Raw genomic sequence first — 15479 nt, 5'->3', positions numbered from 1 at the left:
GGTCCAATCACAAGTCGTTGCCGCGCAGGGCCAGGCGGACGAGGGTTTCGGCGTCCATGTCGTCGAGCTCGGCGGCAGCGTCGGGCGCGCCGTCGCCGCTTGCGGAGGTGTGCCCCGCCGGGGGCTGGGCGGTGTTCCCGGCGGAGTCCGAGGGGGTGTTCCGGACGTCCCCGGCGTCCCCGGCGTCCCCGGCGGGGAAGAGGCTGCCCGCCAGGAAGACGGACACCGCCCGTGGTGTGGGGTGGTCGAAGACCGCCGTCACCGGCAGTCCGAGTCCGGTGGCCAGGTTCAGGCGGTTGCGCAGTTGCACGGCTCCCAGCGAGTCGAAGCCGAGCTCCTGGAAGGCCCGGTCCGGGGGTACCGCGTCCGGCCCCGGGTACCGGAGTACCGCGGCGATCTCGGTGCGCACCAGACGCAGCAGGACGCGTGCGCGCTCCGGTCCGGGCCGTGCGGCCAGGTCCTCGATGAGCGCGGCGGAGGTGGCGACGGGGCGGGCGGGCGCGGTGCGCACCAGCCCGCGCAGCGGGGCGGGTGCCACGCCCGCGGCGGCCTGGGTGCGCAGGGCGGCCATGTCCAGGCGCGCTGCCAGGACCAGGGGGGCGGGCGCCTCCAGGGTGGCGTCCAGCAGCCGCAGCCCCTCCTCGGCGGTCAGGGCGATCACCCCGCTGTCGGCCAGCCGCGCGGTGTCGGCCCCGCTGAGGTGGCCGGTCATGTCTCCGGCCTCCTCCCACAGCCCCCAGGCGATGGACACGGCGGGCCTGCCCTCGATACGGCGCCGGTGCGCCAGGGCATCCAGGAAGGTGTTGGCGGCGGCGTAGTTGCCCTGTCCGGGCCCGCCGACGACCCCGGCGAGCGAGGAGAACAGCACAAAGGCGGTGAGGTCGTGGGCGGCCGTCAGCTCGTGCAGATGCCATGCCGAGTCGGCCTTGGCGCGCAGCACCCGGTCCAGCCGGTCGCCGGTCATGGAGGTGATCAGGCCGTCGTCGAGCACACCGGCGGCGTGGACCACGGCCTTCAGCGGGTGGTCCGCGGAGACCGTGGCGAGCAGACCGGCCACGGCCTCACGGTCGGACACATCACACGCGGCGACTCTGACCTCCGCGCCCAGCGCGGTCAGTTCGTCCGTCAGGGCACGGGCGCCCTCGGCGGCCGGGCCGCGACGGCTCGCCAGCAGCAGATGGCGCACTCCGTGTTCGGCCACCAGATGGCGTGCCACCAGCGCCCCCAGACCGCCGGTGCCACCGGTGATCAGTGCGGTCGCGTCGGGGTCGAAGGACGGGGGGGACGGGGCGGGGTGGATCCGGACCGTGCGTGGCACCAGCAACGCACCGTCACGTACGGCGACTTGTGGTTCGTCGAGGGCCAGGGCGGCGGCGAGGCCATCCGTTCCGCAGGCGGTGTCGAGGTCGATCAGCCGGAAGATGCCGGGGTTCTCGGCCTGTGCGCTGCGCACCAGGCCCCACAGCGGCGCGAGCCCCAGGGCGGGATCGTCGGTGGGGAGCGCCGCCACCGCCGTCCTGGTGACGAACACCAGGCCCGTGTCCTGGAGTCCGTCGGCCGCCGACCAGTCCTGCAGCAGGGACAGCACGGTGCCCAGCACCGTCCGCACCGCGTCGGGTGGCGTCGTGGTGTCCGGCGGCCCGACGGGCGCGACGACCCACCGGGGCGGGCTGCCGTCGGTCTCCTCCAGCAGCGAGGCGAGGTCTGGATAGGCGCGCGGTGGCGTACCGTCCGGCTCGATGAGCCCGACTCCCGCGCCGAGAACGGCCATGGTGTCGAGGGACACCGGACCGGCCGCGGTGGCGGGCGCCCAGTCCACGCCGAAGAGGCAGTCGGCCGTCACCGAGCGGGCGGCGGCGAGCTGGGCCATGGACACCGGCCGTGCCAGCACCGAGTCCACGGAGACCAGGAGCTGTCCGTCGGTGTCCCGGGCGGACATCCGCAGGGAGCCGGTGCCGAGCGGCGTCAGCCGGACCCGCAGTTCCCGGGCGGTGTGTTCAGCGGACCGGATGCGTACCCCGGACCAGGCGAACGGCAGCCATGCGGAACCGGAGCCGCTCTCGTCCGCGCGGTCGGCGAAGGCCGCGTGGAACGCGGCGTCCAGCAGCGCGGGATGGAGCAGATGGCGGGGGTCGATGTCCTCGCCGCCGCCGTCGAGCCGGACGACGGCACAGATCTCGTCCCCGCACCGCCAGGCGGCCCGCAGTCCCCGGAACATCCCTCCGTACTCCATGCCCCGGTCGGCCAGACGGTCGTAGAGATCGCCGGTCGGGATGGCGACGGCGCCCTCCGGGGGCCAGACGGCGGGCGGGTCCTCCTCGTGCGTCGCTTCGGCGGAAGTGGTCAGTACGCCGGAGGCGTTCTGGGTCCAGCCGTCCGCGCCGTCCTCCGAGTGCAGGGTGAAGGCGGCGCGGCCCCGTGTGTCGGGCTCGGCCACCTGGAGCTGGATCCCGATCCCCTCGTCCCGGACCACCAGCGGGGATTCCAGGGCGAGTTCCGCGACGACCGGCAGGCCGAGTCGGTCGCCCGCGCTCGCGGCGAGGTCCACCAGCGCCGTGCCCGGCACGAACACCTCGCCGAACACGGTGTGGTCGGCGAGCCACGGCAGCTGTTCCAGTGCGAGCCGCCCGGTGAACGCCGTGCCCAGTCCGCCCGCCAGCCGCACCTGGCCCGCCAGCAGCGGATGGCGCGCGGAGGTGAGCCCGGCGGGACGCGGATCGCCCGCGCCCTCGCCACCGGTGGCCCAGTAGCGCTGCCGGGTGAAGGCGTAGCGGGGCAGGTCGACACGGTGGGCGGACCGTCCGGCGAACGCGGCCGACCAGTCCACCTCGACCCCGCGCACATACGCTTCGCCGAGGGAGCCGAGGAAGTCCTCGAGCCGTCCGTGGTCCCGCTTCATCGATCCGAGGACCACCGCGTCGGGGTCGCCCAGGGACTCCATGGACTGCTGGAGCGCGGCGGTCAGCACCGGGTGCGGGCTGATCTCGACGAAGACGCGGTACCCCTGGTCGGCCATGTCGCGGACGGTCTGCTCGAAGAGCACGGGGTTGCGCAGATTGCCGTACCAGTAGTCGCCGTCGAGGGCGGTGGTCTCGATGGCCTTGCCGACGACGGTGGAGTGGAAGGCGAGCTGTCCCGCCCGCGGTTCCACCGGCGCGAGCGCGGTGTGCAGCCGCTCGCGGAGGTCCTCGATGTGCGGCGAGTGGGAGGCGTAGTCGACCGGGATCCGGCGGACCCAGACGTCCTCCGCGACACACTCCTCGAAGAGTTCGTCCAGCGAGGCGGAGTCACCGGAGACGATGACCGACGACGGGCCGTTGACCGCGGCCACGGACACCTCACCGGGCACGGTGACCAGTCTGGCCCGGACGTCCTCCACGGATTCGGCGATGGACAGCATGCCGCCGTCGCGGCCGAGGGTGGATATCTCCTTGCTGCGCAGGGCGACCACGCGGGCGGCGTCGTCGAGGGTCAGGGCACCCGCCGCACAGGCGGCGGCGATCTCGCCCTGGGAGTGGCCGACCACCGCGTCCGGCTCCACGCCGTAGGAGCGCCACAGGGCCGCGAGGGACACCATCATGGCGAACAGGGCGGGCTGGACCACATCGACCCGGTCCAGCGGAGGCGCCTCCGGAGCACCGTTCAGCACATCGAGCAACTGCCATCCGGTGTACGGTTCGAGCGCCTGAGCGCATTCCCGCATCCGCTCGGCGAACACCGGCGAGGAGGCCAGCAACTCCACGGCCATCGCTGCCCATTGGGTGCCCTGCCCGGGGAAGACGAACGCCACCCGGCCCGTCCGGGCGCTGATGCCGACGGGCTCGTGTCCGGGGCCGGGGTGTTCGATCCGGTCCAGTCCGGCGAGCAGGTCGTCGCGGCCGTGGCCGACTACCACCGCGCGGTGCGAGAGCGGGGCGCGGGTGGTGGCGAGCGAGTAGCCGACGTCCACCGGGTCAAGACCGGGGTCCGCCAGCAACCAGGCGCGCAGGCTGCGCGCCTGCGCCGAGAGCCCCGGCGGCTGCTTCCCGGACAGCACCCAGACGGTCGGGGCGTCCGCGGCGGGGCGGTGCCCGGCGGGCGGCGGTCCGGGCTCGGCGGACCGCTCGGCCGGGGCCTCCTCGAGGATGATGTGGGCGTTGGTGCCGCTGGCGCCGAAGCCGGACACCCCGGCCCGGCGCGGTCGTTCGCCACGCGGCCACGGGCGCGCCGAGGTCAGCAGTTCCACCGCGCCCGAGGACCAGTCCACCTTCGTGGTGGGCTTCTCCGCATGCAGCGTGGCGGGCAGGATCTCCGCCCGCATCGCCGTGATCATCTTGATCAGACCACCGACACCCGCCGCGGCCTGCGTGTGCCCGATGTTCGACTTCAACGACCCCAACCACAAGGGCCGTTCCGCCGGACGCTCCTGACCGTAGGTCGCCAGCAGCGCTTGCGCCTCGATGGGGTCCCCGAGCACCGTGGCCGTACCATGCGCCTCGACCGCGTCCACATCGGCCGGCGACAGTCCGGCGTCCGCCAGGGCCGCCCGGATCACCCGCTCCTGTGACGGGCCGTTGGGCGCGGTGAGACCGTTGCTGGCGCCGTCCTGGTTCATCGCGGAGCCGCGCAGCACCGCATGCACCCGGTGGCCGTTCCGGCGCGCGTCCGAGAGACGCTCCAGCACCAGCACCCCGAGCCCGTCGGAGAACCCGGTGCCGTCCGCCGTCTCCGCGAAGGACCGGCAGCGGCCGTCCGGCGAGAGCGCCCGCTGACGGGAGAACTCCAGGTAGACGGTGGGGGTGGCAGCCACGGTCACCCCGCCCACCACGGCCATCGAGCATTCGCCGTGACGCAGGGACCGCATCGCCAGATGGGTGGCCACCAGCGAGGACGAACACGCGGTGTCCACGGTCAGCGCCGGGCCCTCGAAGCCGAAGGTGTACGCCACCCGGCCCGAGGCGACGGCGGGCAGGGTGCCGATCCCCCAGTAGCCCTGGAGACCGGCGCCACCGGAGCGGGCCACATAGCTGTAGTCGACGCCGGAGACACCCGCGAACACCCCGGTGCGGCTGGAGCGCAGTGTGCCGGGGTCGATCCCGGCGTCCTCGAACGCCTCCCAGACACCCTCGAGCAGCAGCCGCTGCTGGGGGTCCATGGCCAGTGCCTCGCGCGGGCTGATCCCGAAGAACTCGGCGTCGAACTCGGTGGCGGCGTGCACGAAGCCACCCGATGTCGTGTACGCGGTGCCGGGGTGGTCCGGGTCGGGGTGGTACAGCTCGTCCAGTGGCCAGCCGCGGTCGGCCGGGAAGCCGGTGATCGCGTCGCGGCCCTCGTCGACGAGCCGCCACAGCTCGGCGGGGGATCCGACACCGCCCGGATATCGGCATGCCACGCCCACGACGGCGATGAGGTGCTCCGCGGCGTCGGTCGCGCCGTCGGAAGGCGCCTCGGGTTCGGTGGCGGGCCCGGTGTCCGACAGCCCCATGCGGGAGAGCAGATAGCGGGCGACCGCATCGGGATTGGGCTGGTCGAACAACATGGTCAGCGGTAACTCAAGACCACAGACGGAGCTCAATTCCTCGGTCAGCGTGACAGCGGCGAGGGAGTTGTAGCCGTAGTCGAGATAAGGCCGCTGCGGATCGATGGCACTGGGCGGCCGGCCGAGCAACGCCGCTGTTTCCCGCAGCACCACATCGAGCACGATGCGCAGCCGCTCGTCCACCGCGGTCTCCGCCAGCCGCACGGCCAGGGATTCTCCGGACGGCGCGCCGTCAGTTCCTGAAGTGCCCACGTTGTCCACCCTTTCCACGAACCTTCGGTCGGGCCGCAAAAGGGGGCCGGTGGCCCCGGTCATGAGCCGGGCGGCGGATGTGAGGTTTTCCCTCGTCCGTGATACGCGCCGCACGGCTCATCAACGCGAGGAAACAACTCCGCTTTCTGCACTGTCAACTCCGCGACATCTTGTGGTCATTGAGTGTGCGGTCGTTTTCCCGAACCGGTGCCGGATCACCATCGGAAGGCGGCCGCCGCGGCGAAATCCCCGGCATGGGCGAAGCCGGCAGTGACCACAAGATTGCCCGGCTTGATACGGCCGGCGGTGACCGCTTCGTGCAGGGTGACGGGTACCCCGGCGCCGTAGAGATTGCCGAATCGGTCGTAGGTGTCGATGTGGCGCTCGGCGTCGATCCCGAGGGCGTTGCGCCAGTTGCGCAAGAAGATGCGGTTCGGCTGGTTGGTGATCAGTACGTCGATCTCGTCGATACCGAACGCGCACCGCGCGCTCAGCTCGCGGACGAGCTCCGGCACCAGCCGGTTGCCGAGCTCCAGGGTCTCCTTGGTCTTCGCGGCGTCGAACTGTACGTCGAGGACGCTGTCGCCGGTCTGCCAGTGGTGGCGGCCGTCGGAAGTCGCCATGCCGAGATCACGTGCGGTGGCGGGGGTGTTGCGGGTGCGGGTCCCCAGCAGCCGGGGCGTATCGGGGCCGGGGTCGGCGGTGACCAGGGCGACTCCGCAGCCGTCACCGGCGGCGACACAGTGCGCCTTGAAGCGGTTGCCGTCCTGGGCGAATATCTGGCCGGCGGTGTTCTGCACATTGGCTATCAGCGCGGTCCTGGCGCCTTCGGTGGCCATGATGGACGCCACGAGCTTCAGCATGTACTGGAAGGACGCACAGCCGCCGTTGTGCAGATCGATGATCCACTCGGGCGACATCCCCATCCGGTGGGCGGTGTCGGCGCCGCATCCGGTGAACAGGTCGTCGGGCAGCAGCACATTGGTGATCAGGACGTCCACCTCGCGGACATCGACACCGAGCCGCTCGAACATGGGCGCCGCGGCCCGCTCGATCATTTCGCTTGCCCGGTCCCCCGGTGCGACATGGTGGCGCCATTGTGGTGCGCGCACCAGCGGCCCGTTGTCCATCGGGCTCAGTTCCAGACCCGCCTCGACATACGACTCCAGACTGATCGGCTCATGCGGCAGGTAATTCCCGGTCCCCACCACGCCGATCGAGGAAGTTAACCCAGGCACGCCCCGTTTCCCTCCCACTGTTCTGATGGTGCGACGAGCTTACGCGTCACCGGTCCGGTCCGAAACGGCCCGCTTCGGCATGTCGCCCTCGATTTCCCCGACTTCGGGTAAGTCCTCGCGCATGTCACGCCGCCGGATGAACAGCAGGGCGATGACGGAGCCGATGCCGGCGACCACGGCCAGCACCACAAAACACAGATGCATACCGCTGACGAATACGCTGTCGGCGGAGCGGAGGAAGTCCTGACGCAGGGGTTCCGGAATGGCCCTGCTCGCTTCTCCGGCACCACCGTTGGCAATCGTGACACCGAGGGCATGAGTGTCCACTCCGGCGTCGCCGAGCTGCTTTCCGACCGCGCTGTCGGAGAATTCCCGCGCCACCTGGTTCTGGAACAGCGAACCGGTGGCTGCGATTCCGAGTGCCACTCCGATCTGCTGGAATGTCTCACTCGCCCCCGAAGCCATCCCGGCTCGGTCCGGTTCGGCGACCAGCATCGCGACCGACGCACGTGGCGGATTGAAGGCCCCCATTCCAATACCAGCGGCGATCATGCTCGGAAGCAGCGCCGTCCACGACGAGTCCTGGTCGGCCAGCAGCACCAGGAGCATGGCGGCACACAGGAACGCTCCAGAGCCGAACAGCAGCAGCCGGGTAGGGATGCGGTTCATCACCATACCCGCCACCGTCCCGGCGACGAGCATGCCGAAGGTCAATGGCAGGAACCGGACACCGGTCTCCCACGCACTGAGCCCGAGGACGTTCTCGATGTAGTTCGCCTCCAGGAAGATGGAGGTGGTACCGGCCAGGTAGGCGAAGAGAGCGACCAGGGCCAGCCCGACGAAGGTCACATTGCCGAACAGGCTCATATCCAGCATCGCCGCGGGACCGCGGCGGCGTTCCACCACGACGAACAGCGCGAGGCCCGCCACCGCGAGCACTCCCAGGCCGACGATCCCCGGGTCTCCCCAGCCGTCCTGCGGCCCGCGGATCAGTCCCAGGACGAGGGCGAGCAGTGCGACCGACAGCACCAGCAGACCGGGCACATCCACGCCACGGGCCCGGGGATCGCGTGACTCACGGACGAACACGGCGGTGATGACGATGGCGAACATCCCGATCGGGATGTTCAGGTAGAAGATCCACCGCCAGCTCGCCGTGGTGACCAGTGCCGCGCCGATCAGCGGGCCCAGGGCGACGGCGAGTCCGATGATGGCCCCGAACACCGAGAACGCGACCGCCCGTTCCCTGCCACGGAACTGATGGGAGATCAGCGCCGGGGCAACGGCGAACAGCACCGCTCCGCCGACCCCCTGGGCACCGCGTGAGATGTCCAGGGCGAGGCCGGTGTCGGACACTCCGCAGGCCAGAGAGGCCAGGGTGAAGACGGCGAACCCGACCTGGAAGATCTTCTTGCGACCGAGAGTGTCGGCGAGCGCCCCGGCGGTGAGCAGGAAGACCGCGAGCGTGAGCGCATAGGCGTCGAGGACCCACTGCACCTCCTCGAAACCGGCGTTCAGCTCCTGACGGATCACCGGCAGGGCCACGTTCACCACGCTGAGGTCGAGCATCAGCATGAACGTCCCGAGCACGGCCGCCGTCAGCGTCCACCACTTCGAGGCGCCCGAGGGTGGTGGCGCGGAGGGCCGATGGCCCTTCAACAGCGCATCCCCTCCACCGGCGGAGGGATCGGAACCAGCAGGTCTGACGGGCCGCTCTGCATCCACTTGGATTCCCCCATGCGTTGAACGAAACGGACCCCGCGGTCCGATCCCATCGAGTCGGCTGCCCGGGGTCAAGGGCGCACCCCGCACCAGCGCTTGGCATGACGTTCGAGAGGACAGTTTGCAGAGACCCCTATGCAGAGGATCCTCTGCAACCTACGATGCGGGCATGGTCGACGCACCCGAACCCTCACCACCGCCGCCGCTCCCCGGCCCCGCCCGGCGGCTGGACGCCCACAGTCTGCGGGGGCTGGCCCACCCGTTGCGGATGCGCCTGTACGAACTCCTCAGCCTCGACGGCCCGGCCACCGCCACCCTGCTCGCCCAGCGGCTCGGCGAGAACACCGGCACCATCAGCTGGCATCTGCGCCATCTCGCCGAGCACGGGTTCATCGAGGAGGACACCGCACGGGGCACCAAGCGCGAGCGGTGGTGGCGTGGCACCGGGGTCATCAACGACCTGCGGATCGCCGATTTCCGTGATGACCCCGACGCCCACGGTGCGCTGTCGGTCTATCTTCGCGAGCTGATACAGCAGTACTTCAGCCGGGTCATGACCTACGTGGGCGAGGACTGGGACGAGCGGTGGCGGAACGCGGGCACCGTCGCGGACTGGCGCGATCTTCGGATGACACCGCCTCAACTTCATGCGCTGAACACCGAGTTGATGGAGGTCATCGCCCGTCATACCCCCGAACCGGACACCGAGCCCGCCCCGGAGGCGCTGCCGGTCGTCGTCCAGCTCCAGTCCTTCCCCCGCAGGGAACGTGGCCGCGCATGAGCCGAGACATACGCGGTGGCCTGCTGCGCCGCCACCGCGACTTCCGGCTGCTGTGGTGCGGTGAGACAGCGGGTACCTTCGGCGCCTCCGTCACCACCGTGGCGATGCCACTGATCGCCGTCTCCACCCTGCACGTCGGGACCTTCGAGATCGGTCTGCTGACGGCCGCTTCCTGGATCCCCTGGCTGGTCATCGGTCTGCCGGTGGGAGTCTGGGTGGACCGGCTGCCCCGCAGACCGATCATGCTGACGGCCTCCGCCGTCTCGCTGCTGCTGTTCGCCAGTGTCCCCGTCGCCGCCTGGTGCGGTCTGCTGAGCTTCGGTCTGCTGCTGACCGTCGCCCTGCTCTCGGGCTCGGCCGCGGTGTTCTTCCAGACCGCCTACCGCGCCTATCTCCCCAGCGTGCTGCACGCCGACGACCAGCCCGAGGGCAATGCCGCCCTGCACGGCAGCGCGTCCGCCGCGCAGATCGCCGGGCAGGGTTCGGCCGGTGTGCTCGCCCAGTGGGCGGGCGCGGTGAACGGCATGCTCACCAACGCCGCCACGTTCCTCCTCACCCTCTGCTGCGTGTCCGCCATCCGCCACCGCGAACCGGCCGCCACCGCGGCGTCGTTACGCCCTCGGCGGGCGCTGGCCGAGGAGGTCGGCGAGGGGCTGCGGCTGATCGCCCGTGACCCGTGGTTCCGTACCTTCGCGTTCTTCTCCGCCGTCTCCAACCTCGCGCTCGTGGGATACCAGTCGATACGGGTGGTCTTCCTGGTCCGGACCGTGGGACTGGCTCCGGGCACGGTGGGCGCGCTCATCGCCGCCGTGAGCGCCGGAGGCGTCGCCGGAGCGCTGGTGGCGCGGCGGGTGGCCGCCCGGGTCGGTACGGCCCGCGCGACCCTGGTGTTCGAACTGGGCCTGGCCGTGTGCGCGCTGCTCATCCCGCTGACCGTGGCCGGACCCGGGGTGCTGTTCTTCGTGGCGGGCGGCTTCTGCGTCGCGATGGGCGTGGTGGCGGGCAATGTGATCAAGGCGAGCTTCCAGCAGCGCTACTGCCCGCCGGAGCTGCTCGGCCGGCTCACCGCGAGCACGGCGTTCATCAGCTACGGCACGATCCCGCTCGGCGCGCTGCTCGGGGGTGCGCTCGGCACCGCGTTCGGTGTCCGCACCGCGATGTGGATCACCACGGCGGGGATTCCACTGGCCGGGGTGATCCTGCTCCGCTCCCCCATCCGGTGGTCCCGCGATCTGCCGACGGCCCGGCCGCCGGGCGAGGCAGTGGACACCCGGGTGGCACCACCCACCGGATGACATGCCGCCGATGGCGCAGCAAGGGTCGCCGGGGGCCGCCGGTCCCGGCAGGCTGTGAATGTTGATCACAGCCGTATCAGGAGCCCGTGTGTACAGGTCGGCTGAGGTGCCACCGCCCCGGAGCGAGCCGTGAGACGGCCGGGCCGCGACACAACCGGTCACGGCGGCGAAGGCCGGATGCCGCCACGGCTGAGCAACGGCGGTCTGGAGATCCCCTCTCCCCCGGCCTGGATGCGCTGGCTGCCGGCCATCTATGTCGCGGTCATCCTGGTGGTCGAGCCCATCACCCCCGTGCAGTGGCCGGTGAGCTTCCTGCTCATCGCGCTGCCCGTGGTGGCCGCCTTCGGCCACGGCCCGGTCACCGTGGCCGCCATCGCGGTCTTCGCCGTCGGCTTCGAGGCCACCCTCGCGGGCACCCCGTGCTGTGCGGGGCGCAGCGTGGGTTACCTGTGGGAGCGCCACTATGTGGCCACCTACATCGCCACGGCCCTGGTCGGTGCCCTCGGCACGGGGCTGGCGGCGCACCGGAAGCGTCAGGAAGCGCATCTGATGCACGCCAGCTCGGTGGCCGAGGCCCTGATGCGCACACTGCTGCGTCCGCTGCCGCACGAGGTGGGCCATGTGCTGGTGGCGGCGCTCTACTGCCCCGCCGAGGCGGGCACCATGATCGGCGGGGATCTCTTCGACATCCGCGCCACCCAGCACGGTGAGCGCGCCATCATCGGCGATGTGCGCGGCAAGGGGCTCCAGGCCGTACGCACCGTGGCCGATGTGCTCGGCAGCTTCCGCCAGGCCGTCTACGACCCCGGGGATCTGCTCCAGGTGGCCAACCGGCTGGAGCGCCGGATGGCCGGTGAGGCCGCGGACATCCCCGACGACGAGCTGTTCGTCACCGCCGCGCTGATCGAGTACGACCCGGTGGCCCACCGGGTGACGATCGTCAACTTCGGCCATATCGAGCCCATCCTGATCTCGGGTGGTGAGGTGACCACGCTGACCGGGACCCCGTGTCTCCCCCTCGGCCTGGGCACTCTGGCCGATGAGCCGCCCGTCGCCGCCCAGTACCGGCTGCTGCGCGGCGATGTGCTGCTGATGTGCACCGACGGGCTGGTCGAGGCCCGCGACGCGAACGGGAACTTCTACCCCCTGCTGGACCGGCTCAGCGACCGTTTCGGGGGCCGCCCGGTCCCGGACCCCCTGGATGTCATCAACTTCCTCAACACCGATCTGCCGCGGCATGCGAGCAAGCGCCACGACGATGTCGCCATCCTCGCCATCGCCCCGCACGGACGCCTCTGACACCGCCAGGTGCGCACAGGGGACGACACGATGTGGGGCCGCTTGTCAGGCGGCCACCGGCAGCTCCGCCCAGCGGGTGACACCGGAGCAGCCCACCCGGGTGCCGTGGCAGGACGACAGCGCCGAGACGATGCCGATCCCACGGCCGTGCTCGTCCGGCTCGATCTCCTCGTCCGGGTGCTCGGTCCGAGGCGCGGGGCCGCCGTCGGTGACCTCGATGTGCAGGGTGCGGCAGCCATCGGTCTCGCTCGAGCGCAGCCGCAGTACGGCGGGCGGAAGGGCGTGCAGCACCGCGTTGGTGATCAGCTCGGAGATCACCATGAGCGCGTCGTCGAGGCATTCGGCGGGCAGCTCCCACTCGTCCAGCAGCAGCCGCGCCCGGTGCCGTACGGTGGCGACGGCCCCGTGGATGTGCGGTACCGGGAGGCGGTGGTCGGCACGGTGGTCGACATGGCCGATCGGCGCACGCGCCGCGGGGGCCTGATCGCCGCCCGGGACCGTCCCGTGCGTGGAGGCCGCCCCGCGCGCCTGAGGACCGATGAGCGGCGCCGGTGTCTCCGTGTGAGCGCCAGGCCCCACGAAGCCGAAGGCCGCGGGAACGCTCCAGCCGCCCGCTCCCACCTGGGGAGCCATTCCCATGCCGGGATCAGTCGGCGGTGCGTCGCCGACGGTGGAAAGATTCAGCTGGTCCGCCACTTCTCCTCCTCCGGGTGCTCTGCCGGGCACTGCCCTTGTCGAGCGCCCAGTGGGTTGCCTGTCGGTGGTCGGCCGAATAACGACCGGCAGTGTCGCCCTGGATGCCAGGGCTGTCCTGATACGGACGCTATGGACGCACAGAGGCGCGGTCAACGAATAGAGGTCGGCATTACCGAACGTTTTTGCACAACCCTGAACAAACCCAGAAACGCGCAGCTAAGAGCCCTGAAAGCGCGATGCTTCACGAAGACGAAAAACCTGGTCAACAGGCTGGATCAGGGGACATCGAGCTACGATCGCGACATGGCCGGCCCGGTGCAGTCGATCGAGCGGGCGGCGGCGATCCTGCGGCTGCTCGCCCAGGGCTCCGGACGGCTCGGCCTGGGCGAAGTGGCAGCCGCGCTGGGCCTGGCGAAGGGCACCGCACACGGCATACTGCGCACCCTCCAGAGCGTGGACTTCGTCGAGCAGGACAAGGAGACCGGCAAGTACCAGCTCGGCGCCGCGCTGCTCCACCTGGGAACCAGCTATCTCGACATCAACGAGCTGCGCTCCCGCTCCATCAACTGGGCCGACGCCCTCGCCGCCCGCAGCGGTGAGGCGGTCCGGCTCGGCGTGCCCCTCGAGGGCAAGGTACTCATCGTCCACCACGTCTTCCGTCCCGATGACACATTTCAGACCCTGGACGTGGGATCCCTGCTGCCCCTGCACGCCAGCGCCCTGGGCAAGATCCTGCTGGCGTACGGGACGACACCCCTGGAGCCGGTTATGGAAGCAGAACCAGAGGGCTACACCCGGCACACCCTCGTCTCCTCCCAGCAGCTGGGCAGAGCGCTCGGCGAGATACGGGAGACCGGATGGGCGGCCGCGGTCCAAGAAATGATCATGGGTGAAGCGGATATCGCGGCACCGATTCGCGGACAGGGCGGCCTGGTGGTCGGCGCCATCGGGGTGTCCGGTTCGGTGGAACGCCTCTGCGACAGCAAGGGCCGGCCGAACGCCCCGCTCGTCGGCCTGGTGCGCGATGCCGCACGGGCGGTCTCCCGAGACCTCGGCGCGTCCCGCTGGTGACTCCCATGTCCTGCTCGAACCCGCGCGAAGGCAGGCCAGGCCATGGTTGAACGCTATGTGATCTCCATCGACCAGGGCACCACCTCCACCCGGTGCATCCTCTTCGACCACCAGGGACGCCTGGTGTCCGTCGCACAGCGGGAACACCAGGCGTACTTCACCCAGCCCGGCTGGGTGGAACACGACGCCACCGAGATCTGGGCCAACCTCCAGCGGATCGTGCCCCGGGCGCTCGACAACGCCGGGATCGGCCCGGACCAGGTGGCGGCGATCGGCATCGCGAACCAGCGCGAGACCACGGTTCTCTGGGACCGCGGAACGGGCGTCCCCATCGGCAACGCCATCACCTGGCAGGACACCCGCACCGACGCCCTGGTGGACGAGTTGCGGCGCACCAGAGGTGACGACTTCTTCCTCGACCGCTGCGGTCTGCCGCCCACCACCTATTTCTCCGCACCACGGATCCGCTGGCTGTTCGACCATGTCGACGGTCTGCACGAGCGCGCGGAGCGCGGCGAGGTGCTGTTCGGCACCGTGGAGAGCTGGCTGATCTGGAATCTCACCGGTGGGCCGAACGGCGGACTGCACATCACCGACGCCACCAATGCCAGCCGCACGATGCTGATGAACATCCGCACCCTCGCCTGGGACGACGAACTGCTGAGCTACTTCGGGGTGCCCCGTGCCATGCTGCCGGAGATCCGTCCGTCCGCCGAGTGCTACGGCGTGGCCCGTGCGCTGCTGCCCGATGTGCGTATCTGTGCCGCCTTCGGCGACCAGCAGGCGGCGCTCTTCGGGCAGACCTGCTTCGCCACCGGCGAGGCGAAGTGTACCTACGGCACCGGCAGTTTCCTGCTGATGAACACCGGCACCAACCTGGTGCGCTCCCGCCACGGACTGCTCACCACCGTCGGCTACAAGATCGGGGACGAGCCGACGGTCTACGCGCTGGAGGGGCCGATCGCGGTCACCGGTTCGCTGGTGCAGTGGTTCCGGGACCGACTCGGTCTGATCCACAGCGCCCCCGAGATCGAGACCCTCGCCCGTACCGTCGAGGACAACGGCGGCTGTTACATCGTTCCCGCGTTCTCCGGGCTCTTCGCCCCGCACTGGCGCAGCGACGCCCGCGGGGTCATCGTCGGTCTCACCTCGTACATCACCAAAGGTCATCTCGCCCGTGCGGTACTGGAGGCCACGGGCTGGCAGACCCGTGAAGTCATCGACGCGATGAACGCCGACTCGCCCGAGCCGCTGAAGGCCCTGAAGGTCGACGGCGGTATGACGGCCAACAATCTGCTGATGCAGTTCGTGGCCGATGTGCTCGACGTGCCCGTGGTACGGCCCATGGTCTCCGAGACCGTCTCCCTGGGCGCGGCCTACGCCGCGGGCCTGGCCGTCGGCTACTGGCCGGACCTCGAGGGGCTGCGCCACAACTGGCACCGGGCCGGTCAGTGGATGCCCACGATGGACCCCGGGCGCCGGGAGGCGGAGTACGAGAACTGGCGGCGCGCGGTGGAGCGGTCGTTCGGCTGGATGCGGTCGTAACGGCAGCCCCGCAGGCGCTGTGCACGGGCCTGACGCTACGACAGCGGCGTCTCGGCAGCGGT

The 15479-nt window shown here is 70.6% G+C and carries 9 protein-coding genes; 5 read left to right on the top strand and 4 right to left on the bottom strand.

Annotation, left to right across the window (positions count from 1 at the left end):
* Positions 1-7: 7 nt before the first annotated feature.
* The 3 genes from AC4BEG_RS33405 to AC4BEG_RS33395 all read right to left on the bottom strand — a co-directional run bounded on the left by AC4BEG_RS33405 (position 8) and on the right by AC4BEG_RS33395 (position 8667).
* Positions 8-5770 (bottom strand): type I polyketide synthase, encoded by a 5763-nt coding sequence (locus AC4BEG_RS33405; protein ID WP_490703403.1) that lies wholly within the window; start codon positions 5768-5770, stop codon positions 8-10.
* A 215-nt stretch (positions 5771-5985) separates the two neighbouring features.
* A complete protein-coding gene (locus AC4BEG_RS33400) occupies positions 5986-7008 on the bottom strand; it encodes a 3-oxoacyl-ACP synthase III family protein (RefSeq protein WP_490703402.1) in 1023 nt (340 codons plus the stop codon).
* Positions 7009-7047: 39 nt separating this feature from the next.
* The gene (locus AC4BEG_RS33395; RefSeq protein WP_490703401.1) at positions 7048-8667 is read right to left on the bottom strand and encodes an MFS transporter; all 1620 of its coding nucleotides are present in this window, start codon (positions 8665-8667) and stop codon (positions 7048-7050) included.
* Between the two features lie 232 nt (positions 8668-8899).
* Between AC4BEG_RS33395 and AC4BEG_RS33390 the strand changes: the two genes are divergently transcribed.
* The 3 genes from AC4BEG_RS33390 (at position 8900) to AC4BEG_RS33380 (ending at position 12105) form a co-directional block, all read left to right on the top strand.
* Positions 8900-9511 carry a helix-turn-helix domain-containing protein gene (locus AC4BEG_RS33390; RefSeq protein ID WP_490703400.1) on the top strand — a complete coding sequence of 204 codons (612 nt, stop codon included), beginning with the start codon at positions 8900-8902 and terminating at the stop codon, positions 9509-9511.
* The gene (locus AC4BEG_RS33385) at positions 9508-10806 is read left to right on the top strand and encodes an MFS transporter (RefSeq protein ID WP_490703399.1); all 1299 of its coding nucleotides are present in this window, start codon (positions 9508-9510) and stop codon (positions 10804-10806) included. The genes AC4BEG_RS33390 and AC4BEG_RS33385 overlap by 4 nt, the downstream gene beginning before the upstream one ends.
* A 129-nt stretch (positions 10807-10935) precedes the next feature.
* On the top strand, positions 10936-12105 hold the full coding sequence (locus AC4BEG_RS33380; protein WP_490703398.1) for a PP2C family protein-serine/threonine phosphatase: 1170 nt from the start codon (positions 10936-10938) through the stop codon (positions 12103-12105).
* A 45-nt stretch (positions 12106-12150) separates the two neighbouring features.
* Here AC4BEG_RS33380 and AC4BEG_RS33375 read toward each other — a convergent pair whose 3' ends face one another.
* Complete coding sequence (locus tag AC4BEG_RS33375) at positions 12151-12801, bottom strand: ATP-binding protein (protein WP_490703397.1); 651 nt, start codon at positions 12799-12801, stop codon at positions 12151-12153.
* A gap of 303 nt (positions 12802-13104) precedes the next feature.
* On the opposite strand from AC4BEG_RS33375, the gene AC4BEG_RS33370 reads away from it, so the two are divergent.
* Entirely contained in the window at positions 13105-13872 is a 768-nt protein-coding gene (locus AC4BEG_RS33370) for an IclR family transcriptional regulator (RefSeq protein WP_490703396.1), read from the top strand.
* 42 nt (positions 13873-13914) lie between these two features.
* The gene (gene glpK / locus AC4BEG_RS33365) at positions 13915-15417 is read left to right on the top strand and encodes a glycerol kinase GlpK (RefSeq protein WP_490703395.1); all 1503 of its coding nucleotides are present in this window, start codon (positions 13915-13917) and stop codon (positions 15415-15417) included.
* Positions 15418-15479: the final 62 nt, after the last annotated feature.

The organism is Streptomyces sp. JLBJ103 (assembly GCF_058215575.1).
The sequence above is the reverse complement of the archived record's forward strand: the minus strand, read 5'-3'. Positions and strand labels throughout refer to the sequence as shown.